The following is a 22,211-nucleotide window of genomic DNA, read 5'->3' as shown; positions in this document are numbered from 1 at the left end:
CGGAAGACCGCAGACCGCACCGACCTGGACCCCCAAGGGCCACCGGAATCCGAACGGAGCAGGGCGTTGACCGACAAGGGCTTCCCCGCGGAGGAGATCGACACCAGCCGGCCGCACCCGGCCCGGATGTACGACTACTACCTCGGCGGCAAGGACAACTACGAGGCCGACCGCGAGGCGGCCGAGATGGTGATCCGCATGACCCCCGACGCGCGCCCCAGTGCCCGCGCCAACCGCGACTTCATGCAGCGCGCGGTGCGCTACGCGGCGGGGCAGGGCATCCGGCAGTTCGTCGACATCGGCACCGGCATCCCCACCTCGCCCAACACCCACGAGGTCGCCCGCTCCGTCGCCCCCGAGGCCCGGGTCGCCTACGTCGACAACGACCCCATCGTCGCCGCCCACGCCGGCGCGCGGCTCACCAACGCCGGCAACGCCGGCTTCTTCCTCGGCGACGTCCGCGAGCCCGAGAGCATCCTGGAGCACGCGACCCTCCGGGAGCTGATCGACTTCGACGAGCCCGTGGCCCTGATGCTCGTCGCGCTCCTGCACTTCGTCCGCGACGACGAGGACCCGGCCGGGATCGTGCGCACCCTCACCAAGAACCTCGCGGCCGGCAGCTTCCTGATCCTCAGCCACGGCACGACCGACTTCCACCAGGACGTCGACGCCGACGCCGCAGAGGCCTACAAGAACGCCACCTCCACCCTCACCCTGCGCAGCAAGCCGGGGATCGAGCCCTTCTTCGACGGCTTCTCCCTGGTCGAGCCCGGCCTGGTGCAGGTGCCGCGGTGGCGCCCGGACCCCGGGCTCCCGCAGGAGGACGAGCACGTCCGCATCGCCTTCTGGGGAGGCGTCGGCCGCAAGGGCTGACGCGGCCGAGCGGGGCGCGCCGTGCCGTCCGACTACGAGGTCGTCGGCGTCAGGAACGGGAGCGGTGTCCGCCCGGGCGGCGGCGCGGCGGGTATCCGCTCCAGGACCCCGCCGGCGAACACGTCGTACAACGGCAGCGTCTCCAGATGGACGTAGCCGATGTGGCAGTCGCAGACGTCCATCGGGCACGCGCGCGGGCGCAGCGCCGCGCGGTAGGAGCCGTCGTACAGGTTGCCCAGCTCCTCGCGGACGAAGTGGCAGCGGCGCACCGTGCCCTCGCCGTCCACCGATATGACCGACTCGCCCGTGCGGCACGGCAGGCCCGCGCTGCGGTGCGGATGCCGGCTGTACGGGAAGAGCGGGTCCAGCGCCGTCCACCGGGCCGCCTCGGCGTCGGTGTACGTGTGGCCCTCGGCGGCGTTGACCCACAGGTAGACGTGGTCCGGGAGGTCGGCCCGCAGCCGGCGGGCCTGCTCCAGGTGCTCCGGCAGGCCGACGACGCCCACGCTGTGCCGGACGCCGCGGTCCGCGAGGTCGCGGCACTTGGCCAGGAAACGCTCGTAGGGCGTCTGGCCGGGGTGGAAGGTGCACCACAGGGCCAGCGTGTCCCGGTCGGCCTCGTCCAGCCACTCGGTGCGGCAACTCAGATTGGTCTGGATCGCCACCCTGCGGACGTGCGGAAGCCGGCTCAGCTCCGCCAGCGTGCGCCTGTACCAGGAGCGCACCAGGCCCTCGCCCCACGGCGTGAACAGCAGGGAGAGCCGGTCGTCCGTCCGCCCGGCCGCCCAGCCGGCGAAGCGCTCCAGCGCCGCGCGGTCGGCGGTCAGCTCGGCGCGGCTGTCACGGCGCTTGGCGAAGGGGCAGTACGGGCAGTCGTAGTCGCACGAGGCCAGCGGGCCGCGGTAGAGGATCGTCAGGTCCATGGCAGATGCATTCACTTGGGTTCGTAGGCGGCCATGCGCCTGCGTACGGCGGCGGAGAACAGCTCGGGGCCGGCCGCGTCGGAGTGGGCCAGGCCCTCCGGCGACAGCCGCAGCACGTCCGGCCCCGCGTCCGCGTCCAGCCAGCCCCGGTCCGCGAAGCGCTCCAGCTCCTCGGCGAAGTCCTCCCCGGGCGCGGTGCCGAACCGGGCCCGGTACTCCGCGACGGGCAGGCCGTCGGCCTGCAGCAGGGACTGCAGCAGATGACGGCGGCGGGCCTCCTCGTCGTCCATCGCCCAGCCGAAGTCGGCGTGAGCGAACTCCCGCGTCGTGCGCGTGGTGTATGTGTCGATGATGCCGCGGATGCGGTGCATGTCGACGGCGTAGTCGAAGGAGTAGTGCAGCGTGGAGGTGTACGAGCGGGCGCCGCAGCCGAGACCCACCATGCCGTCGGTCTGGCAGGCGTAGTCCCCGCCTCCCGTGGTGGGCGCGTCCGCACGGCGGAACATGCGCATCGACACCTGCTCGTAGCCGTGCGCCAGCAGATGGTCGCGTCCGTGGCGGTACAGCCGCAGCCGCTGCTCGTCCCACGCCGCCTCCTCCCGGGCGGTGCCGGCGGCGTGCCGGCCGAGGCCGGTGAGCGGACGGACGTACAGGGGGTACAGGTACAGCTCCTCGGGCCGCCAGGCGAGCGCCGCGTCGAGGGACCGGGTCCAGGAGCGCTCGTTCTGGCCGTCGATGCCGTAGATCAGGTCGATGTTGAGGACGGGGACGCCCGCCTCCCGGATCCTGCCCAGCGCCGCCTCGACGTCGTCCCGGCGCTGGGGGCGGACGGCGGCGCGCGCCTCGGCCTCGACGAAGCTCTGCACGCCGAGGCTCAGCCGGGTCGTGCCGCGTTCCGCCAGCACCGACAGCCGGTCGGCGGTCGCGGTGGCCGGTGAGGCCTCGACGGAGAGCGGTATCGCCCGCAGGTCGGCCCCCAGGCCGAGTTCGGCCAGGTCGCAGAGCCGCTCCAGCTCGGCCGCCGTCAGGTACGTGGGAGTGCCGCCGCCGAAGGCGGCGTTGGCGAACCGCGCGCCTGCGCCCAGCGCCTCCCGCACCGCCGCGGCCTGGCGTTCCAGCGCGTCCAGGTAGGCGGTGGCCAGGCCGTCGGGCGCCCCGATCCTGGTGAAGAGGTTGCAGAAGCCGCAGCGGACCTCGCAGAACGGGATGTGGAAGTAGAGGGACAGCGCGTCCTTGGGCTCGTCCGCCCACAGGTCGCGCAGTCGGGCGCGCTCGCGGGGCAGCGCGCGGTAGGCCGTCTTGTGCGGGTACGCGTACACGTAGTGCCGGTACGGGCGCACGGCTGCCGTCTCCGGGGGCGCCGGGGAGAGGGGCAGGTCGCTGAGCGTCATCGGGCGGTCCCGTCGAGGAGGAAGTGGGCGTAGGGCACCGTCCACACGACCTCGTGGCCGATCCGGTGGCCGGTGTGGCCGTCCTCGCCGTACGCCGTGCCGTGGTCTGAGCAGACGACGGCCAGACACGGACGTCGGCTGGAGGCGGCGGCGAAGAGCCTGCCGATGTGGCGGTCGACGTACTCCAGGGCGGCGGCATGGGTGGCGCGTGAGTCGCCCGCCTCCCGGGTGGCGCCCGGCAGGTGGAACCAGTTGGGCTGGTGCAGCGCCGACACGTTCACGAAGAGGAACAGCCGCCGCTCCGGCGGCAGGGCGGCGACGACCTCCTCGGCGCGGGCCACCTGCGCCTCGAAGGAGGTGGGGGAGGGCACGCCGAACTCCGGTTCCCAGTGGCTCTCCTGAAAGAGCCCCGGCAGCACCGAGCCCAGCGGCGCCTGCTTGTTGAAGAAGCCGACGCCGCCGATGCACACCGTGCGGTAGCCGGCCGCGGCCAGGCCCGACACCAGGTCGGGGGTGTCGTACACGAAGGTGCCCTCCGCGGTGCTCTCGCTGCCGGCGAACCGCGCGGCGAACAGCCGGGGGTGCGGACCGGGCGTGGTGGGCGTGGGCAGGAAGCCCGCGAAGATGGCCTGGTGGGAGGCGTAGGTGAAGCTGCCGGGCGCGTGCCGGCGCTCCCAGCGGCCTCCGGGCAGATGGCGGGCCAGGTTGGGGATGCGACCGGCCGCGGCCAGCTCCTCGGCCACGTCGTGGCGGAGGGTGTCCAGCGTGATCAGCAGGATGTCATGGCTGCCCACGATCTGGTTCATGTCAAGCGGTGGCGTCATGGTGGTGCTCCTCGCGTCGCGCGCGTTCCATCGCGGCCGGTACGGCGGCGACCTGGGCGGCGTAGGTGTCCAGGCCCTCGGCGCCACTGCCCGGGAGGCCGGTGAGCCGGGGCAGCAGATCCCCGAAGGCGTTGACCTCGCCGACGGCGAAGCGGCGCCAGCCGGTCGTGGGCAGGACGTCCACGCCGACGCAGAGCGTGCCGGGGAAGCACGCGGCCGCCCGCTCGGCGGTCGTCAGCACGTCCCCGAAGTCGCCGCCCGCGGCGTGAATCGCCGCGCGGGCCATGTCCAGGTCGCCGCGGGCGCCGCCGAGGTGCAGGTTCGTCATCGGGTACGGGCTGGTGCGGACGACGGCGTGCGTGGCGCGTCCGGCGACCACGACCACCCGCAGGTCGGCCGCCCGGCCCCGCTGCGACGCCTTGGGCAGCCAGCGCTCGACGTGCAGCCCGTCCGGGGCCAGCGCGTCGACGAGGGCGGCGACCTCCGGCTCCGTGCGGTACTCGCGCACCCGCAGCGAGTTGAAAAGGCGTCCGTCGGCCGTGGTCTCCACCGAGGTCGTGGCCTTGACCCGACCCGGGCCCGCCGTCGCCAGCGCCACCACCCCGGAGGCGGAGGAGCCGTGCGCGGGCTTGAGGAACGCACGCGAGATCCGGGCGGCCCGCAGGCGTCCCCTGAGCTCGGCCCAGCCGCCCACCGGCGGCCCGCCGGGAGCGGGCGGCACCGGGACGCCCGCGGCGGCGAGCCGGGCGTGGCAGCGGCGCTTGTCGAACAGCACGGCGATATCCCCGGCGTCCGCCGACGGCACCGCGCCGGCCCGGCGGGCCGCCTCCGTCACCTCGCGCACGGCGGCGGTGAAGCGGCGGTACCACAGCGCGGTGCCCTCGACCCGGGCCGGGTCGTCGGCGCCCCGCAGCAGCCGGTCGACCCCGGCGTCCTCGCCGGGCGAGTCGACGCGCACGAACTCGCCGGGCGCGAAGGCGTATCGTCCCCGCAGCACGTCGCGCCACGCCAGCACGCGGGGCGCGGGATGCCCCGCGGCACGTACCGCGTCGGCGAACAGCGTCGTCCTGCGGTTGCCGGGGTTGCCGACCACGGCGATGCGGAGCGCGCCGTCGGCGCCGCTATTCGGAGACGGCGACATAGCGCCACTCCTCGTCCCGCCAGCGGTGCGGCTCGCAGTGCTCCGACAGGTCGACCTCGGTGCCCGCGGAGCCCACCGCCGCGCGCAGCCGCTCGGCCACGGCCCCGCTCACGAAGTGGTGGTGCAGGTCGAGCCGTTTGAGATGGGTGAGCGGCTGGCCGCCCAGCAGGGCCTCGGCACCGGCGTCGGTGAGCGTGCCCATGGACAGGCTCAGCGTCTCCAGCTGCGCGACGACGGGCGCGGAGGCCACCGCCGCCGCTATCTCGTCCTGCAGCGGGCTGTCCTGCAGGCCGAGGTGGCGCAGGGCGGGGAAGCGGCCGCCGGCGAGGACCGGCGCGAGGTCGGCGACCGTGGCGTCGCCGCCGTACTGCTCCACACCGAGCCACAGTTCCAGGTGTTCCAGCGCGGGCAGCTCGCAGGCGCCGACCGCCCGCACCACCGCCCCGGGCAGCCCGCCGGACTCGAAGCGCAGTACGCGCAGCGCTTCGTGACGGACGGGGCGCAGTGACAGCGGCTCCTCACCCAGCCCCTGCGAGTCACCGCCGCGGACACCGAACTCCTCCAGCAGCGGAAAGCGTTCGAGGACGGGCGTGACATCGGTCAGCTGCAGCCAGGAGACCTCGCACTCCTCGCCGGTCACGTCGGCGAGGAACAGGGCGCGCAGCGCGGGGAAGCGCTCCGCGTCCGCCAGCAGCAGCTCCAGCGCGGGGCGCAGCTCGGAGTACTCGTCGTCCCACCACGGCCCGAGGACCAGGGCGCGCACCCGTGCGGTGTCGACCGCCGCGGTGAAGTGGGCCCACAGTTCGGGGAAGGGGATGTCGCCCGCCTCGAAGCAGTCCAGCCGCCAGGCCACGGCGTCGGGTTCGGGCAGTCCGGCCGTGCCGGCCTCGGGCAGCGTGTGCACGGGCAGCCCGTGGAAGGTCTGCAGGTGCTGTGTGACGGTCATCGGGGCCTCACTCCGCGACGGCGGTGTAGCGGTGGATCTCGCCGTCCCACTCGTCCTCGTCACCGGGTTCCGAGAGGTCGACCTCGACACCCGAGGGCTCGAGGGCGGCCCGCACGCGCTCGGCGACCGGCTCGGTGACGAAATTGTGGTGCAGGTCGAGCCAGTTCAGGTGGGTCAGCGGCTGGCCGGCGAGCAGGGCGGTCACACCGTCGTCGGTGAGCACGCCCAGGGACAGGTCGAGTGAGGAGAGCTGGGCCACGACGGGGGCCGCCGCGACGGCGGCGGCGATCTCGTCCTGGATCTCGCTGTTGCGCAGGCCGAGGTGGCGCAGGGCGGGGAAGCGGCCGCCGGCGAGGACCGGCGCGAGGTCGGCGACCGTGGCGTCGCCGCCGTACTCCTCCACGCCGAGCCACAGCTCCAGGTGCTCCAGCGCGGGGAGTTCGCTCGCGGCGACACCGCGGACGACCTCGCCGGGCAGGCCGCCCGCCTCGAAGCGGAGCGTGCGCAGCCGCTGGTGGCGGGTCGCCGGGAAGCGCAGCCCCGTGCCGCCGCGGACGCCGAACACCTCCAGCCGCGGGTAGGCCTCGAGCACCGGCGTCACGTCGGACTGCTCGATCCAGGAGATCTCGGCCTCCTCCATTTCCAGGTCGCCGATGAACACGGCCTCCAGCGCGGTCAGCCGCTCACGGGCGTCCACGAGCAGCCGCACGATGACACCGGAGTCGTTGTCGTACGGCTCGCCCCACTGGCCCACGACCAGGGCCCGCACCCCGGCGGGTTCGACCGTGTCCAGGAAGCGGTCCCACAGCTGCGCGAAGCTCTCCTTCGCGTCGTTCTCCCAGGGGTTGAGGGACAGCCGCCACGCCACCGCGCCGGGCGCAGGGAGCTCCTGCCGCGCGTCGGGCGCGGGGAAGTCGAAGGCCGGCAGGCCGTTCAGTTCCTGCAGATGTTCGACGTGGGACATCGGTGGTCTCCCGGGGTGGACGGACGCGGTGCCTTGAGGCGGTGGTGCCCTGAGGCGGTGGTGCCTTGCTCGCGAAGAGTTCTACCAAGCCGCTCGGACACCGCCTGCCGCGGGCTGTGCACAAGCTGTCGGGGGGGGCGTTGTCACACCCCCCGCGTAGCGTCGTGGACATCGGGTCGGCGGGTGCCGACGGCGAAGGGAGACACGCATGTACCGGCAGGGGGACGTCCTGATCGTGCCCGTCGCGGAGGCGGCCGTGCCGCCGGGCACGGACCGGCTGCCGCGGCAGCCGAGGGACGGGCGGGGCAGGCTCGTGCTGGCCCTCGGCGAGGTGACCGGGCACGCCCACGCGGTGGTCGGGCCGGGGACGCTGGTGCGCGAGGCCGGGCCGTTCGGTGCGGCGTACCTCCACATCCCGGACGGCGGGCGCGTGGTGCACGAGGAGCACGCCGCGATACCGCTGCCCAAGGGCTGGTACCGGGTGGTGCGGCAGCGCGAGTACGTGCCCGGCGCGGTGCGCGTCGTGGCGGACTGACGGGGACGGGGGAGCGGAGCGATGACGACGGTGACGAGCACGGACACGGCGGCGGAGCCGGCGGTGGACACGACGGCGCTGTGGCGCGAGGTCGTCGCGGCGACCGGACCCGCGGACCGGGCGGCGGCGGAGGAAGGGGTGCGCCGGGCCTACCGGCTGGCCGGGCTGCCGGAGCCGGAACGGATCGTGTGGGCGGCCTCGCCCCTGGAGGCGGTGACCCTGGCCGTGCGCCTGACGGCGGACGGCACGGCGGGCGGCGGCGTGCGCGACGCGGTACGGACACGGCCGTGGGCGGCCGCGCGGGAGCGTGTCGCCGACCGGCTCGGGCCGGCCGGGTGGGCGGATCACTGGGCCGTCACGGGCGCGCAGTTGTGGGACACGACGGTGCAGCTGACCGAGCGGATACGGACCGCTGTTGTCGACGCCGCGTCCGGGGTGCCCGGCGGCGGGCAGGCGGTGCGGCTCGCGCTGCTCGACGCCGTGCTCGGCCAGCACGACGCGGCGTGGCTGGCCGCCTTCGACGGTCAGGAGGGCACCCGGGAGCTGGCCGGCGTCGCCGCGGTCGCCCGGAACGCCGGCTGGTGGTGGCCGTACGAGCGGACGGCGGTGGTCACCGAACGCCCCCTGGAGCTGCACCGGGACGAGGCGGGCCGGCTGGACCGCGGCGACGGCCCCGCGTTGGCCTACGCGGACGGTTTCGCGCTGCACGCCTGGCGGGGCATGCCGGTTCCCGCCGAGTTCCTCGACGGGCTGGCCGGTCTGACCCCGCGCCGCATACGCGAGGAGGAGAACGCCGAGCTGCGCCGGGTGATGCTGGAGCACTACGGCTACGAGCGCTACCTGGAGGAGTCCGGGGCCCAGCCCGTGCAGCGGGACGCCGCCGGGGTGCTGTGGCGGATCGAGCTGGAGGGGGACGAGCCGCTGGTGATGGTCGAGGTCGTCAACTCCACGGCGGAGCCGGACGGCACCCACCGCACCTACTGGCTGCGGGTGCCGCCGCGGACCCGGACCGCCCGCGAGGGCGTCGCCTGGACCTTCGGACTGGAGGAGGCCGACTACGTGCCGGAGCGGGAGACCTGAGCGGACTCCAGTGTCGCGGCGTCGATGAGGGCGAGGTTGCCGTACGCCGTGCAGGTGTGGGCACCCGCCGTCGCGCCGAGGCGGGCGCAGGACTCGAAGTCCAGTCCGCGCGTGCGCCCGTGCAGGAAGCCGCAGAGGAAGGCGTCGCCGGCCCCGTTGGAGTCCACCACCGGGCCGGGCGGGGTGGCGGCCGGGATGTGCCGGGGCGTGCTGCCCCCATCGCGCGCCAGCAGATAGGCGCCGCCCGCGCTTGCGGTGGCGATCACGGCCTGGGCGCGGCCGTCGCGCAGGATTCCGCGCATGACGTCCGTGATGCGCTCGCCCGCTCCCGCCGCGCTGAGGAAGACCAGATCGGAGCGGTGGGCGAACTCCCGCTGGTGTTCGGCCAGTCCGTCCCAGTCGTGCAGGTCCGTCGAGACCGGCAGGCCGAGTTCCTCGATGTCGTCGTAGAGGAAGCGGGTGAAGTGCGAGATCGACAGGTGCACGTGGCGGGCCCGGCGCAGGTGCGGCAGGTAGAACTCGCGCGGCATCCGCAGGTCCGCCGGGTCGCGCCCGTCGTAGAAGGACATCCGGCGGCCGGCGGCGTCCACGAGGTTGACGGCCCGCCGGGTCCCGGCGGGGGAGATCAGCGCCTCGAAGTCGACGTCGCCCTTGGCCAGGCGTTCCCGGAGCATGGAGCCGATCCAGTCCTCGCCGACGAAGTCGAGGAACTTCACGCTCATGCCGAGCGCGCGGCAGCCCAGCGCCACGTTGCCGCCGGTCTGGCCCGGCCACTCCCGGACCGGCTCCACCCCGAGGGAGTCCACGAGCGGTACGGGCAGGTTGTCCACCCGCACCACGGTGTCCACTCCGGAACCGCCCACGACGAGTACGTCGTACGGCGACTCTTGCGTGGTCATGTGCACCTCCAGTCACCACCCCGGCGCCATACTACGGCCCGTCGGTGTGCCCCTGCGCGCGATCACGGATGCGCTCGGCCGCCCGCGCGGCCCATTCCTGCTGCATCGTGGTGAAGCGCAGCCCCCACTCCAGTGTCAGCCGGCCGTAGAAGGCGAGGTCGCCGCCGGCCTCCCAGTCGAAGGAGCGCTCGAGCTCCTGCAGCCCCTCGTGGCGCTCCGTGGCCGGCGCCGCCTCTCGCTCCACGTAGGCGAGCGCGCCGTGGCCGCCCGCGGGCAGGCCCCCGCCACCGCGGCCGGGGCCGTGGCCGCCGCCCGCACCTCCGCCCCGGCGGCCGTGCCCGCGGGCGTCACGGCGCCGAGCCGGTGACCAGCTCCGTCCACGCCGCGCGGACCGTGTCCAGCCCGAAGGACTCGCGCAGCCAGCCGCGGGCCTGCTCGCCCGCCTCCTCCCAGCCGTCCGCCGCCAGCGCCGCGATCGCGTCCGCCATGGCCGAGGGGGAGTCGTGGATCCAGCGGCGCTCGTAGATCGCGTCGGCGCCCGGCCAGGGCAGCAGGGCGGGTACCGCGCCGGAGGCCATGCCCTCGGCGGGGGCGAGGTGGAAGCTCTCGTCGTCGCTGGTGGAGAGCACGAAGCCGATGCGGCGCAGCCAGCCCGCCACGTCGGGTCCGAAGTCGTCGAAGACCACGGCGTCCTCCAGCGGGCCGGTCTGCACCCGCCGCAGCACCGCGTCGTAGTGCGCCCGTTCCTCCGGCTTGTTCCAGATCCACCAGTAGTCCCAGGGCATCTTGGACTTCACCGACAGCCGCCACCGCGGGTCCCGGGCCCGCAGGGCCTCGAGCACGTCCAGGCCCAGGTCGAGTCGCTTGCGCGAGGGCGCGATGCCGATCATGCCGAGGCGGTATCGGGCGTCGGGGACCTTGGGGCGGTCCAGTTGCCGGTCGTCGACCCAGTTGGGGACGGTGACGAGCTTCTCCCGCGGCCATCCGGTCCGTTCCCGCGTGAGCCGGTTGTAGTGCGGACTGACGCACACGACGCGGTCGACGGCGTCGATGTCGACCTGCGCGGGGTAGCCGGCGTACAGCTCGAAGCGGTGCAGCCGCACCACCAGGCGGGAGCCGCGCCGCTTGTGGCGGCTGTACCAGACGGCCGCGGGCCCGCACCACTCCACGACCACCACGTCGGCCCAGGCGGCGAGTTCGCGACTGGCGGCCGCGTCGTGCCGGGCCAGCGCCTCCCAGGCGTCGACCCGCACCTCGATCCCGGGCAGGGCCTGGAGGTGGTCCAGCAGGCGGGTGAAGAACTTCAGGTCGTGTCCGGCGACGACGACCCGCAGCGGCCGGCCGCGTCCCACGAGCGCTGCCGGTGCGCCGGGCAGTGCCCGTTCGACCAGGTCGCGCAGCCGCTCGGCGGCCCGGTCCAGTGAGAAGTGCGCGGCGGCCTCCCGGCAGCGCCGGGCGGCCGTACGGTAGGCCTCGGGGGAGCGGGCGGCGGTGGCGACCGCCTCAGCCGCGTCGTCGAGGGTGCCGCGGCGGGGGACGAACAAGGGGTAGTCGGCGCCGAGCAACGCCTCGTGCGCGGGGGTGCGGTTGAGCACGACGGGCAGCCCGAGCGTCCCGAACTCCAGTACCTTCGTGGACAGTTCCAGGCTCGCGTCGAGTTCCGGGTGCCGCCAGCCCAGCCCCAGGTCGCAGCCCGCGGCGATCCGCATGGCCTCCTGGCGCGGGGCGCCGCCGTGGTGCACCACGCCGGTCGCGGTGCGCAGCGCACGCTCCATGCCCGCGTGGAAGCCGGGTTGCCGCGGGTCGTCGTGGATCTTGTCGCCGACGGTGTGCAGCTCGGCCCTGATCCCGCGGGCGGCCAGCGCGCCCGGCAGTTCCGTCATCTCCAGGGTGTTCCAGCGCGGTGCGAACTTGCCCGTGTAGACCATGCGCACGGGGTCGCGCGCCGCGTCGTGCTCCGGCACCGCGAAGTCCGGGACGGGCACGCTCGGCGGGTACAGCACGCACTTGCCGCACGCGGCCGGCACCCAGGCCTCGATGAAGCAGCGCAACTCCTCGGTCTGGCACAGCAGGTGGCGGGATGCCTCGGCGATCCGGGTCAGCTCGTCGACGGCCTCCTCCGTCATGTGCGCCGCGGACTGCGGGATGTCGGTGAGGTACGCCCAGATCCGCCCGTCGAAGGCACCGTCGGCGACGACCTGCGCCACCAGCCGGCGACCGCGCAGCACCAGCAGGTCGCAGGGCTCGTGCTCGTCGCGCTCGCGCAGCACTCGCGAGGCCTGGACGGGGGAGAGGACGCGCCCGGTCGGTACGAGGGACACCCCCGGCAGCCGCTCCAGCGGATCGACCAGCCGCCCGGTGCGCACCGGGGCCTTCAGCACCAGCCGGGTCCGGCAGCCGGCCCGCGCCAGCGCCTGCACCATCGACTGGGCCCACACCGCGGAACCGTCGATGAGGTTGAGGTCCACGTCCCCGTAGACCATCGCCCTGACCGTACGTGTGCCCGTCATCGGACCTCCTCCGGGCGGATCGTGAACAGCCGCCCCGCCCCGGGGGACGGCCAGAGCGTCCTGCGCACCAGAGCCGGGCGGAAGCCGTTGACGTGCGGCACAAAGCCCGTGGCGTCCGCGCTGAAGCCCACCGCGTCGGCCCCGGAGCACTCCTGGGCGCACATCAGGTCCAGCAGGTGGACCGCCGAGCGTTCCTCCGTGAGGTCCGACCAGTCGGCGACCCAGGGCGCGCCCGGCCCCTCCGCCGTGGCCCGTACGGTGACCCCGCCCGCGGTGAGCTCCGCGTAGGCCGCCCCGGGCTCGGGCACCAGCACCTCGGCGGGGCGGTGCCGCTGCGCCATGACCTGCGCGACCAGGCGCGAGATCGCGGCGTCGTCACGCGGCTCGGCCAGCACGGCCACCCGCCGGGAGTCCAGCGGGTCCGCCGCCCCGGCGATCCGGGCGAGTTCCGACAGCCGGACCCGGGTGGCCCGGGAGGTGAAGATCTCCCGCAGGTCGGCGCGGTCCACCGCCGCCGGGTCCAGCCGGGCCGGCTGCACCCCGGTGTCCCCGTCGAGAACGGCGTCCCAGGGCAACGGTGCCAGCCCCGGCGCGGCGGAGGCGGGGGCGTCCCGCCACAGCACGGCGGTGCGGCCGAGCGCGTGGACGGTGGCGAGGAGGCCGGCCAGCCGCCGGTCCAGGTCGGGGGCGGTGCCGGTGCCGGTGTGCGCCCACGGTCCCGCGAGACAGGCGCTGAGCTGCACGACGAGCACGTCCGGGTCGGTGCGTTCGGCGACCTGCCGGGCGTCGTGCGGCAGCACGCGGTTGACGACGGCGTCGTGGGCGAAGTCGGCGGCGGTCGTGGCGTCCAGGACGCCGGCGACGACCAGCCGGTCGCGGGGGCCGGCCGTGAACGCCCGGTGGGCCAGGTGCAGGTGTCCGTCGGACGCCGTATCCACCGCACCGGCCGCACCCGGTGCCGGGGAGGCCGTGGCCGGGGCGCCCGGGTGGGCGGTCGTCGGACGCCCGCCCCTGCCACGGCCGCGCCACATCCCGTACAGCTCGCGCGGCAGCCGCGCCGAGCCGCGCAAGGGGGACCGGGCGGCCGAGACCAGCGCCTGGCCCACCCGCAGCGAGGTCGAGCCCTGCAGCATGACGACCCGGGCCTCCAGTACCCCGATGCGTTCCCGGGCGCGCCGCAGTTCGGCCGCGAGCCGGTCGCGCTCGCGCGTCACCGCCGCCGCCCCCTCACCGTCCGTGCCGTCGTGCTGCAGCGCCTCCAGCGCGCGGCGGTCCTCCTCGTGCCGCCGCTCCAGCTCCAGCACCCGCGCCCGCTCGGCGCGCGACACGAACTCCGCCAGCACGTACTCGCCCGCCAGCCGCAGCGCGATGGTGTCCCCGCCGGGCACCGGCCGCCCGGCCGGGTCGAGGAGCGGCAGCAGCGCCTCGGTGCAGGTGAACACCGCGCCACCGTGCAGATGCAGGTAGTCCAGACCGGCCGCCCGCAGCACCTGGCAGCGGTGTGCCACCAGGGCGTCGAGCAAGCGGTGGTACGGCAGTTCGGCACTGGTGTGGCCGAAGACGATCAGACCCTTTCCGCCGGGCCGCATGCGCCGCAGCGCCGCGAGGCACGCCGCCTCGTCGCCGTGCCGGGCGGGGTCGGGGCCGTAACCGAGCAGGGCCAGCCGTCCCTCGCCCACCGGGTCCTGGTCGCCGGGCGGGGAGAGGCGGAGCCGCACGCCCTCGGGCAGGTGAAGGTACGGGCCGAGCGGGATGCCACCGCCGGTCGTGTCGACGACCTCGGTCACTCCGTCCAGGTGCGGGTGCAGCAGATCGAGAAGGCGCATCAGGAGGTCCTCGTGAAGACGTGGAAGCCGACCCTGTTCTCCCGGAAACCGTACGGCGTGAAGCCTCCGTACCGCAGACCGAGCGGTTCGACGGCGGCGCGGTACTCGGCCGCGGGGCGGTGCAGGATGTAGTCGCCGCGCGCCACGCGGCCGGGCGCGTCCTCGTCGGTGACGACCAGCCGGCCGGTCAGCCGGACCAGGGAGCCGAGGTTGACCAGCGCGGCCCGCCAGGCGGCGTCGTCGAGCACGTGGAAGAGCACGTCCACGGCGAGCACCACGTCGTACAGCCAGGGGCTGCGCCACGCCGACAGCTCCGCCACCGCGTAGCGCGGGCCGCCGCCGAGCGCGCGGCAGTGCTCCACCGCCGACGGGCCGGCGTCGATCGCGTCGACGAGGTGGCCGCAGCGGGCCAGGGCCCGGGCCAAGCGGCCCCTGCCGCAGCCCGCGTCGAGCACGAGCAGCGGGTCGTTGGCGCGTTCGGAGTCACCGGTGATGCGCAGCACCCCCGCGAACCGCAGCGCGTGGAAGATCTCGTCCCCCGGCCGGTCGAGGCCGGTGCGGCCGCTGGAGGCGAGGTCTTCGTACCCGCGGTGGCGGCCGTCCCAGTGCGCGAGGCGATCGCGCAGGTGCGGCTCGGACGTGGGCTCGGACACGGGGTCCGGCACGGTCTCGGACACTGGGCCCGGCACGCGGTCCGGCACGGTCTCAGACATGGTGGTCCAGCCATTCGGTGATGACCCGGGCGATGCGGGGCCCCGAGCGGCCGTCCCAGAGCGCAGGTCCCTCGGGGGCCGGCGCTTCGCCGTCCAGGGCCTTGAGCAGGGCCGGCACCAGCCCGTCGGGGGCGACGAGCCGATTCGTGCCGTGGGTGACCGTCACCGGCCGTTCGGTGTTCGGACGCAGTGTCAGGCAGGGCACGCCCAGGACGGTGGTCTCCTCCTGCACCCCGCCCGAGTCGGTGACCACCGCGGCGGCGCCCCGCAGCAGCCCCATGAACTCCAGATAGCCGAGCGGCTCCAGGATCCGGATGCCGGGCGTGTCGCCGAGCCCCGCCGCCTCCAGCGCGGCCCTGCCGCGGGGGTGCAGCGGGATCGCCAGCTCCAGATGCCGGGCCGCCTCGCGCAGCGCCGCCACGGCCGCGGCCGCGGCGGCCGGGTCGTCGACGTTGGCGGGTCGGTGCAGCGTCACGACGCCGTAGCGCCCGGGCAGCCCGTGGGCGGTGCGGGCGGCCTCCGGGTCGAACCGCGGCAGGTGGGCCATGAGGGTGTCGATCATCGGGTTGCCGACGAAGTGCACCCGGGCGGTGTCCACGCCCTCGTCCGCCAGATGGCCCACCGCCTCCGGGCTGGTGACGAAGAGCAGGTCGGCGAGCTGGTCGGTCAGCCGCCGGTTCACCTCCTCCGGCATCGTCATGTCGAAGCTGCGCAGGCCCGCCTCGACGTGCGCCACGGGCAGCCCCAGCTTGGCGGCGACCAGGGCGGCGGCGAGCGTGGAGTTGACGTCCCCGTAGACCGTGACCAGGGCGGGGGCACGGGCCGACAGCTCGTCCTCCAGCGCGGTCAGCAGGGCGGCGGTCTGCCGGGCGTGGCTGCCGGAGCCGACTCCGAGGTCCACGTCCGGCTCGGGCAGGCCGAGCTCGCGGAAGAAGACGTGCGACATGCGCTCGTCGTAGTGCTGTCCGGTGTGCACCACCGACTGGGGCTGTCCGGCCTCGCGCAGCGCGGCGACGACCGGGGCGGCCTTGACGAAGTTGGGCCGGGCACCGACCACGTGGACTACCGAACCGAGCACGGTGCCTCCCGTTCACTTGCCGTGCTTAGGGTGGGATTGTGCGTCGTCGTACTCTTCGTGCCCTGATTCTCGCCGCTTCCGTGGCGGTCCGTCATCTGCGGGACGACCCGGTGCGCGCGGCGTCCCTGGCGCTGCGGGTCGCCCCGGGACCGGCGCGGCGGCCCGCCCGGTGGGCGCTGGCCCGGCTGCCCGAGCGCGATCCGCACCGCGGGAGCGGCGGCGCCCGCGCGTACGGGCCGCGCGGCGTGCCCGCCCCGGCCGGTGTGCCGGGGACGGCGGTGCCGGGGCGGGTGCTGCACCTGGTCACCAACTCCCTGCCGTACCGCGACGCGGGTTACACCGTCAGGACGCACGCCATCGCGCGCGCCCAGCGGCAGGCGGGCCTGGACCCGCAGGTCGTGACCAGGCTGGGCTTCCCCGTGGCGCAGGGCGTCTGGGACGGCCGGCCGGCGCAGGTCGTGGATGGGGTGCCCTACCACCGCCTGCTGCCGGTACGGATGCCCGGGACGCAGGCGGCCGCCCTCGCCCGCAACGCCGAGCTCGCCGCCCGGCTCGTCGAACGGCTCCGCCCCGCGGTCCTGCACGCGGCCACCGATCACCCGAACGGCCGAGTGGCGCTCGCGCTGCGCGAATCGTTCGGCCTGCCGGTCGTCTACGAGGTGCGCGGTTTCCTGGAGGAGACCTGGCTGACGCAGGGGCCCGGGCGTGACCGTGGCAGCGCGTCGTACCGGGAGCGGCGGGCCCTGGAGACGCACTGCATGAAGGCCGCCGACCTGGTGTTCACCCTGGGTGAGGCGATGAAGGAGGAGATCGTCTCCCGGGGGGTGCCCGAGGAGCGGGTGCGGGTCGTGCCCAACGCCGTGGACGACGTCTTCCTCCGGCCCCTGCCCGACCCCGGTGACCTGCGCGCCCGCCTCGGCATCGGCCCGGACGAGGTGGTGGTGGGCACGGTCTCCACGCTCACGCCCCACGAGGGCATCGGCACCCTGCTGCGGGCCGGGGCCGAACTGCGCCGCCGGGGTGTGCCGCTGCGGCTGCTGATCGTGGGGGACGGCCCCCTGCGGCCCGCGCTGGAGCGACAGGCGGCCGGACTCGGCCTGGGGGAAAGCGCCCTGTTCACCGGCCGTGTGCCGCACGCGGAGGTGCGCGCCCACCACGCCGTGCTGGACGTTTTCGCGGTGCCCCGGACAGGGGAACGGGTGTGCCATCTCGTGACCCCTCTCAAGCCGGTGGAGGCGATGGCGAGCGGTCTTCCCGTCGCGGCGAGTGATGTGACGGCGCTGGGTGAGCTGGTCGAAGACCAGGTGAACGGAAGGCTGATTCCATCAGGAGACGTAAATGCCTGGGCAGATACGCTCGAAGTATTGCTCTATAGTCCAAATCAACGGCGGATGATGGGCGCCGCCGCCCGCGCACGAGTGGCCCGCGACCGTACGTGGGCGCACATCGCGGGGCGGACGCGCGACGCCTACCGCCGTCTGGGGGCCGTATAGCACTCTGGATGGTGCGGCATGACGGTGGATCTCGCAGTCGTAGGCCTCGGATACGTCGGGCTGCCCCTCGCCAGGGAGGCGGCGGCGGCGGGGCTGAGCGTCGTCGGACACGATCTGGACCCCGGCGTGGTGGACGCCCTCAACTCCGGCCGCTCGCACGTGGACGACGTCTGCGGCGACGACCTGCGGCGCATGCTGGCCTCCGGGTTCACCGCCACCACCGGCCAGGAGTGCCTGGGGGAGGCACAGGTCATCGTCATCTGCGTGCCCACCCCGCTGTCCGAGGACGGCGGACCCGACCTGACCGCGGTCACCGGGGCCGCCGAGGCGGTCGCCGCGCGGCTGCGCCCCGGCGTCCTGGTCGTGCTGGAGTCGACGACCTACCCCGGCACGACCGACGAGGTCGTCCGGCCCATCCTGGAGGCGGGCTCGGGACTGCGCGCCGGACCGGACTTCGCCCTCGCCTTCTCGCCCGAGCGGATCGACCCGGGCAACCGGACCCACGGTTACCGCGACACCCCGAAGATCGTCGGCGGCCACACCCCCGGGTGCGCGGCGCGCGCCGTCGCGTTCTACGGGAAGCTCGTCGACACCGTCGTGCGGGCCAAGGGCACCCGCGAGGCCGAGATGGCCAAACTGCTCGAGAACACCTACCGCCACGTCAACATCGCGCTCGTCAACGAGCTCGCCATACTCTGCCGCGAACTGGGCGTCGACATCTGGAACGCCATCGACTGCGCCGCTACCAAACCCTTCGGCTTCCAGGCCTTCCGGCCCGGCGCGGGCGTGGGCGGCCACTGCATCCCGATCGACCCCGACTACCTCTCCTACAAGGTGCGCACGCTCGGCTACGAGTTCCGCTTCGTCGAACTCGCCCGGGAGATCAACCACCGGATGCCGGAGTACGTGGTGCGCCGGGCGCAGGATCTGCTCAACACGGCCGGGAAGGCGCTGCACGGCTCACGGGTGCTGCTGCTCGGCGTCACCTACAAGCCCGACATCGCCGACCGGCGCGAGAGCCCCGCCGTGCCCGTGGTCCGGCTGCTGCGCAGGCTCGGCGCCGGGATCTCCTTCCACGACCCCTTCGTGGACGCCTGGGAGGTCGACGGCGAACCCGTCCCCCGGGCCGGGGACCTGGCCGCCGCCCTGTGCCGGCACGACCTGACGGTCCTGCTGCAGGACCACAGCGCGTACGACCTGAAGGTGGTGGCGGACCGGGCCCGCCTGCTGTTCGACACGCGCGGACGGATCTTCCGGCCGGACGTCGAGGTGCTGTGATGCACGTACTGGTCGTCACCGTCGTGCACCACCCCGAGGACGCGCGCATCCTGCACCGGCAGATAGCCGCCCTCATGGCCCACGGTCACACCGTCACCTACGCCGCGCCCTTCACCGCGCGGGCGACCCCGCCCCGCCCCGGGGTCGAGGGCGTCGACCTGCCCCGGGCCACCGGACGCGACCGGCGCGCGGCCGTCCGCGAGGCCCGGCGCCTGCTGGTGCGGCGCGGCCCCACCGTCGACGCCGTCCTGCTCCACGACCCCGAACTGCTGCTCACCCTGCCGCGCGCGCTGCGGCACTGGCACCGCACCGGTGCCCGCCGGCCGGCCGTGGTGTGGGACGTGCACGAGGACACCGCCGCCGCCCTCACCATGAAGGGCTGGCTGCCGCGCCCGCTGCGCCCGCCGCTGCGCCTGGTCGTGCGCGCGGCCGAACTCGCCGCCGAGCGGCATCTGCACCTGCTGCTCGCCGAGGACGCCTACCAGCGCCGGTTCCGCCGCGCGCACCCCGTGGTGCCCAATCTGGTCACCGTCCCCACGGACCCCCCGCCGGCCCCGGGCGACGAGCGCGTGGTCTACCTCGGGCAGCTGTCCCGGGCCCGTGGCGCCGAGGAACTGGTCGCCATGGCACGTCTGCTGGCACCGGACGTCCGCGTGGAGCTCATAGGTGCTGCCGACGGCGACGTCCGCGGACTGCTGGCGGCGGCCGACCGCGACGGCGTGCTGCGCTGGCACGGCTTCCTGCCCAACGACGTGGCCCTGGGCCGGCTGCGCGGCGCCCTCGCCGGGATGTCGCTGCTGCGCGACGAGGCCAACTACCGGCACTCGCGGCCCACCAAGGTCGTCGAGTACATGGCCTACGGCATCCCCGTCGTGAGCACCCCCAACCCGCTCGCCGCCGAGCTGGTCAGTGGGCACGACTGCGGCCTCCTCGTCCCGTTCGAGGATCCCGCGGCGGCCGCGGAGGCCGTCCGCCGGCTGCGCGACGACCCCAAACTGCGCCGCGCGATGGGCGCCCGCGGCCACGCGGCCGCCCGCGGCGGGCTCCACTGGCCCGACTGCGCGGCGCACTTCGTCACGAGCCTGGAGCGCTGGGCGGTGGCGGCGGCCGCCACCGCCACCGCACGCGCCGCGGCGCGTGCGTCGTAGCGGGGGGGCCGGCGTGGTGGGGCGGGTCCGGCGGCCGGGTCGCGGAGGACAGGTCGGAACCGGCATCCATTGCAGGGGCGTGGGGCGGTAGTACCGCGCGCCCTGACGGCGGGACCGTGGTCGCGGGGGCTCGGCCGGCGCGGGGCTGCCCGGTTGCGGTGCGGTGGGGCGGCTCGGCGGTGGGGCCCGGATCCCGCTGCCGCGCGTGCGGCGGACACGGGACCAGAGGTGAGAGCGGGCCCGGCGTAGGCGGGGGCTCAGGCGATGTGGGGTCCGTTGCGGCGGACTCCGTCCAGCTCCAGGACGAAGTCGGCGCCGAGGGCCGATGAAGGCGTCTGGGTGCCGTGCGGGAGCTCCGGCAGGCGGGGCACGATGCGCAGCACCGAATCGGCCGTCAGCACGTAGCCGTTGGGGGTCGACAGCGCCGCCTGGGCCTCGCCCCCATATGCGTCGCGGGCGCGGGCCCACACCTGTGAGCGGGTACGTGCCAGTGCGCGCTCGCCGGGGCCTGTCAGGAAGCGGTCGACGCCCGCGCGGGCCAGTCGCCGTACCGGGCCGATGCCCAGAACGCGTGCCACCAGCGGGGCGCCCGGAAGCCAGGTGTACGTCGAGATGTTCGGGACGCCCGTCGAGTGGTAGGCCGTGCTGACGTCGCCCCAGGCGATGCCGGCGACCTGGCGCGGGCCGGTGCGAAAGAACGCCGTGACCCGGGGGTGCCCGAGCGGGACGTCGCGGATCACCCCGTCGACGCGGGCGCGGCCGCCGGCGCCCTTGTCGAGCGCCTCGAGCGCGGAACGCGCGGTGCCGGGGCTCGCGCCCCCGCCGGTCACGAAGGCGATGTCGAGGTGGGTGGCGGTCGGCAGCGCGGCGGCGACGGTCGCGGCGAGGCAGTCGGTCGGGACGACGTCGAAACCCGCCCCGGGCAGCAGCACCACACCCGCCGCGCGGGCCCGGGCGCTCATCGCGTGCAGCGTCTCGAGCACGTCGATCTCGCCGGTGATGTCGAGGTAGTGCGTGCCGGTGTCCAGGCACGCCTCCACCATGGGCAGCGCCGTCGTCGAGAAGGGCCCCGCGCAGTGTGCTACCGCGTCGACGCCAGAGAGCGCCGCGCGCAACGCCGCCGGGTCACCGAGGCCGACCACCCGGTGGTCCAGGCCGAGTTCGGCCGCGAGCGGCGCCAGCGCGGCGGCCGACCGGCCGGCGAGCACCGGGCGTTCCCCGCGGGCCACGGCCTCCCGTGCGACGAGGCGGCCGGTGTAGCCGGTGGCTCCGTACAGCAACCAGGTCATGCGCGAGTGCTCCCTCGTCCGTTCCGGCCCCAGTGCGGGCTTCCGGTACCGAACCTATCCGTGGGTCACGGGACGTGGCCCCCGGCGCGACGCGGGCCCGCGGCACGTCACGCGGAACCACGCCCGCCGTCGAGCCGTCCCCGGCCGACGTCCGCTACCCGTTGAGACGACGAGAAGGTCAGCGCAAGGACCCTGACGAGGGGGGCGCGCTCACTCGTTCCAGTGGCGCTTCCCGCCCCGTGCGTACCACCGGCGCGCGAGCCGCGTTGCAAGGGGACATGGACAGCAGCACATCCTCGACCCGTGGATGCCTCCTCCAGGGCCACCCGGACCACCACCGGACTTTCGCCGAACTCACCGGCGCCTACTGGATGGACCCGCCGATCTACACCGAACTCCTGGCCGACTGGCGGGCCCGCGGGCGCGCCCTCCCCGGGTCCACGGGCGGCGCGGACGTACCGCGCGCCGTGGCGTTCAGCGGCGGCAGTCTGCCGCCACTGCCGCCTGGAACAGGGCCAGTTCCACCGAGGTAGGCGTGTGGAGGACGCCCGACCCGTCGGGCGGTACCAGCCACCGCAGGGCCCCCGCGGCCCGGTACGGGGGCGGGACGGCGATCCAGGCGCCCCTGCCGGCGTAGCGGATCCCGGTGCCCACCCATCGGCTGACGGGGTCCGGCGGGAGGAAGAAGCCGACCCGGCGGGAGGCCGTGTCGGCGAGGGTGGGCCCGGGTTCCGAGCGGGGGAGGCGCAGCAGGGCGTCGAGGGCCGGCAGACCGAGGTCCTCGGGCACGCTGAGCACGTCCCAGAAACGCCCGGCGGGCAGCAGGACGGTCCCGCTCTCGCCGTGTTCCCATTCCCGTTTGCACACCCGCGGATCCGCGGCGGCGGCGGCCAGCCACTCCATTGCCTGATTCGGTGCCGCATTTCTCATACGCTCAACCTTGTTAGATATTTCTAACCGGCGGAAGGGGTGGCGGGGGATGGCGTTTTGGAGCGCGAAACGCCTGTTTTCCGTACGCCTGTGCGGCGTTGCGGCGCGGGCCCGCCGTGTCCTGCTCGGCGGGCCGCGGGACGGTGCCGCGCTGGACCGGCTGGTGAGGACGGCGGAGCGGCTGGACTACGGCGGCGGCCCGCCCGCGACGACGGACAGGGAGACGCCGCGCCGGGGCTGAGGGATTCCCGCGCACCGGCGGAAGGCTGAATTCCGGGACGGTCGCGTGGGGAATGCGCTCGGTCGAACAACCTAAAAGGGCAAAGATGTCCGAGCGCGTACGGGGAATGCCCCCGGCCGGATTCCGGAC

Annotated in this window: 21 protein-coding genes; 7 read left to right on the top strand and 14 right to left on the bottom strand. The window is 74.7% G+C overall.

From position 1 onward, the window contains the following. Positions 1-66 precede the first annotated feature (66 nt). The gene (locus ACRWNP_RS34285; protein WP_431968453.1) at positions 67-873 is read left to right on the top strand and encodes an SAM-dependent methyltransferase; all 807 of its coding nucleotides are present in this window, start codon (positions 67-69) and stop codon (positions 871-873) included. A 32-nt stretch (positions 874-905) separates the two neighbouring features. On the opposite strand, the gene ACRWNP_RS34280 is transcribed toward ACRWNP_RS34285, so the two are convergent. Genes ACRWNP_RS34280 through ACRWNP_RS34255 form a run of 6 tightly spaced genes read right to left on the bottom strand, consistent with a single transcriptional unit; the run spans position 906 to position 7,062 of the window. Further along, positions 906-1,796, bottom strand: a complete 891-nt coding sequence (locus ACRWNP_RS34280) for an STM4011 family radical SAM protein (protein WP_431968451.1) — start codon at positions 1,794-1,796, stop codon at positions 906-908. Positions 1,797-1,807: 11 nt separating this feature from the next. Beyond that, positions 1,808-3,187: an STM4012 family radical SAM protein gene (locus ACRWNP_RS34275; protein WP_431968449.1), complete on the bottom strand. Its 1,380-nt coding sequence runs from the start codon at positions 3,185-3,187 to the stop codon at positions 1,808-1,810. Then, the gene (locus tag ACRWNP_RS34270; RefSeq protein ID WP_431968471.1) at positions 3,184-3,993 is read right to left on the bottom strand and encodes an STM4013/SEN3800 family hydrolase; all 810 of its coding nucleotides are present in this window, start codon (positions 3,991-3,993) and stop codon (positions 3,184-3,186) included. Before ACRWNP_RS34270 ends, ACRWNP_RS34275 begins: the two co-directional genes overlap by 4 nt. Position 3,994: 1 nt before the next feature. Then, positions 3,995-5,152, bottom strand: a complete 1,158-nt coding sequence (locus ACRWNP_RS34265; protein ID WP_431968447.1) for an STM4014 family protein — start codon at positions 5,150-5,152, stop codon at positions 3,995-3,997. After that, entirely contained in the window at positions 5,133-6,098 is a 966-nt protein-coding gene (locus ACRWNP_RS34260; RefSeq protein ID WP_431968445.1) for an STM4015 family protein, read from the bottom strand. The genes ACRWNP_RS34265 and ACRWNP_RS34260 overlap by 20 nt, the downstream gene beginning before the upstream one ends. A gap of 7 nt (positions 6,099-6,105) precedes the next feature. Then, positions 6,106-7,062: an STM4015 family protein gene (locus ACRWNP_RS34255; RefSeq protein WP_431968443.1), complete on the bottom strand. Its 957-nt coding sequence runs from the start codon at positions 7,060-7,062 to the stop codon at positions 6,106-6,108. Between the two features lie 208 nt (positions 7,063-7,270). Between ACRWNP_RS34255 and ACRWNP_RS34250 the strand changes: the two genes are divergently transcribed. Next, the gene (locus ACRWNP_RS34250) at positions 7,271-7,597 is read left to right on the top strand and encodes a hypothetical protein (RefSeq protein WP_431968441.1); all 327 of its coding nucleotides are present in this window, start codon (positions 7,271-7,273) and stop codon (positions 7,595-7,597) included. A 21-nt stretch (positions 7,598-7,618) separates the two neighbouring features. Continuing rightward, positions 7,619-8,677, top strand: coding sequence for a DUF6745 domain-containing protein (locus tag ACRWNP_RS34245; protein ID WP_431968439.1), 1,059 nt, complete (start codon positions 7,619-7,621; stop codon positions 8,675-8,677). Here ACRWNP_RS34245 and ACRWNP_RS34240 read toward each other — a convergent pair. From ACRWNP_RS34240 to wecB, 6 genes are all read right to left on the bottom strand, one after another. Next, a complete protein-coding gene (locus ACRWNP_RS34240) occupies positions 8,653-9,576 on the bottom strand; it encodes a carbohydrate kinase family protein (RefSeq protein WP_431968437.1) in 924 nt (307 codons plus the stop codon). The genes ACRWNP_RS34245 and ACRWNP_RS34240 overlap by 25 nt on opposite strands. 31 nt (positions 9,577-9,607) lie before the next feature. Then, positions 9,608-9,820, bottom strand: coding sequence for a hypothetical protein (locus tag ACRWNP_RS34235; RefSeq protein WP_431968435.1), 213 nt, complete (start codon positions 9,818-9,820; stop codon positions 9,608-9,610). 103 nt (positions 9,821-9,923) lie between these two features. Then, positions 9,924-12,086: a glycosyltransferase family 1 protein gene (locus ACRWNP_RS34230; protein WP_431968433.1), complete on the bottom strand. Its 2,163-nt coding sequence runs from the start codon at positions 12,084-12,086 to the stop codon at positions 9,924-9,926. After that, the gene (locus ACRWNP_RS34225) at positions 12,083-13,912 is read right to left on the bottom strand and encodes a hypothetical protein (RefSeq protein WP_431968431.1); all 1,830 of its coding nucleotides are present in this window, start codon (positions 13,910-13,912) and stop codon (positions 12,083-12,085) included. Before ACRWNP_RS34225 ends, ACRWNP_RS34230 begins: the two co-directional genes overlap by 4 nt. Beyond that, positions 13,912-14,565, bottom strand: coding sequence for a class I SAM-dependent methyltransferase (locus ACRWNP_RS34220; protein WP_431968429.1), 654 nt, complete (start codon positions 14,563-14,565; stop codon positions 13,912-13,914). Before ACRWNP_RS34220 ends, ACRWNP_RS34225 begins: the two co-directional genes overlap by 1 nt. A 52-nt stretch (positions 14,566-14,617) precedes the next feature. Beyond that, entirely contained in the window at positions 14,618-15,703 is a 1,086-nt protein-coding gene (gene wecB, locus ACRWNP_RS34215) for a non-hydrolyzing UDP-N-acetylglucosamine 2-epimerase (RefSeq protein WP_431968427.1), read from the bottom strand. 80 nt (positions 15,704-15,783) lie between these two features. Between wecB and ACRWNP_RS34210 the strand changes: the two genes are divergently transcribed. From ACRWNP_RS34210 to ACRWNP_RS34200, 3 genes are read left to right on the top strand one after another with little or no spacing between them, the layout of a single operon-like run. Next, a complete protein-coding gene (locus tag ACRWNP_RS34210) occupies positions 15,784-17,196 on the top strand; it encodes a glycosyltransferase (protein WP_431968425.1) in 1,413 nt (470 codons plus the stop codon). An 18-nt stretch (positions 17,197-17,214) separates the two neighbouring features. Further along, positions 17,215-18,474, top strand: a complete 1,260-nt coding sequence (locus ACRWNP_RS34205) for a nucleotide sugar dehydrogenase (protein ID WP_431968423.1) — start codon at positions 17,215-17,217, stop codon at positions 18,472-18,474. Next, complete coding sequence (locus ACRWNP_RS34200) at positions 18,474-19,622, top strand: glycosyltransferase (protein WP_431968421.1); 1,149 nt, start codon at positions 18,474-18,476, stop codon at positions 19,620-19,622. The genes ACRWNP_RS34205 and ACRWNP_RS34200 overlap by 1 nt, the downstream gene beginning before the upstream one ends. A gap of 257 nt (positions 19,623-19,879) precedes the next feature. Here the strand turns inward: ACRWNP_RS34200 and ACRWNP_RS34195 are convergent, their stop codons facing one another. Both ACRWNP_RS34195 and ACRWNP_RS34190 read right to left on the bottom strand, forming a co-directional pair. Next, complete coding sequence (locus ACRWNP_RS34195; RefSeq protein WP_431968419.1) at positions 19,880-20,911, bottom strand: saccharopine dehydrogenase family protein; 1,032 nt, start codon at positions 20,909-20,911, stop codon at positions 19,880-19,882. A 474-nt stretch (positions 20,912-21,385) separates the two neighbouring features. Then, positions 21,386-21,814 carry a hypothetical protein gene (locus tag ACRWNP_RS34190; protein ID WP_431968417.1) on the bottom strand — a complete coding sequence of 143 codons (429 nt, stop codon included), beginning with the start codon at positions 21,812-21,814 and terminating at the stop codon, positions 21,386-21,388. 76 nt (positions 21,815-21,890) lie between these two features. On the opposite strand from ACRWNP_RS34190, the gene ACRWNP_RS34185 reads away from it, so the two are divergent. Next, a complete protein-coding gene (locus ACRWNP_RS34185; RefSeq protein ID WP_431968415.1) occupies positions 21,891-22,082 on the top strand; it encodes a hypothetical protein in 192 nt (63 codons plus the stop codon). The last annotated feature ends 129 nt before the right edge of the window (positions 22,083-22,211 follow it).

The sequence above is a fragment of the Actinacidiphila sp. bgisy160 genome (assembly GCF_965342435.1).
Classification (GTDB): domain Bacteria; phylum Actinomycetota; class Actinomycetes; order Streptomycetales; family Streptomycetaceae; genus Actinacidiphila.
The sequence above is the reverse complement of the archived record's forward strand: the minus strand, read 5'-3'. Positions and strand labels throughout refer to the sequence as shown.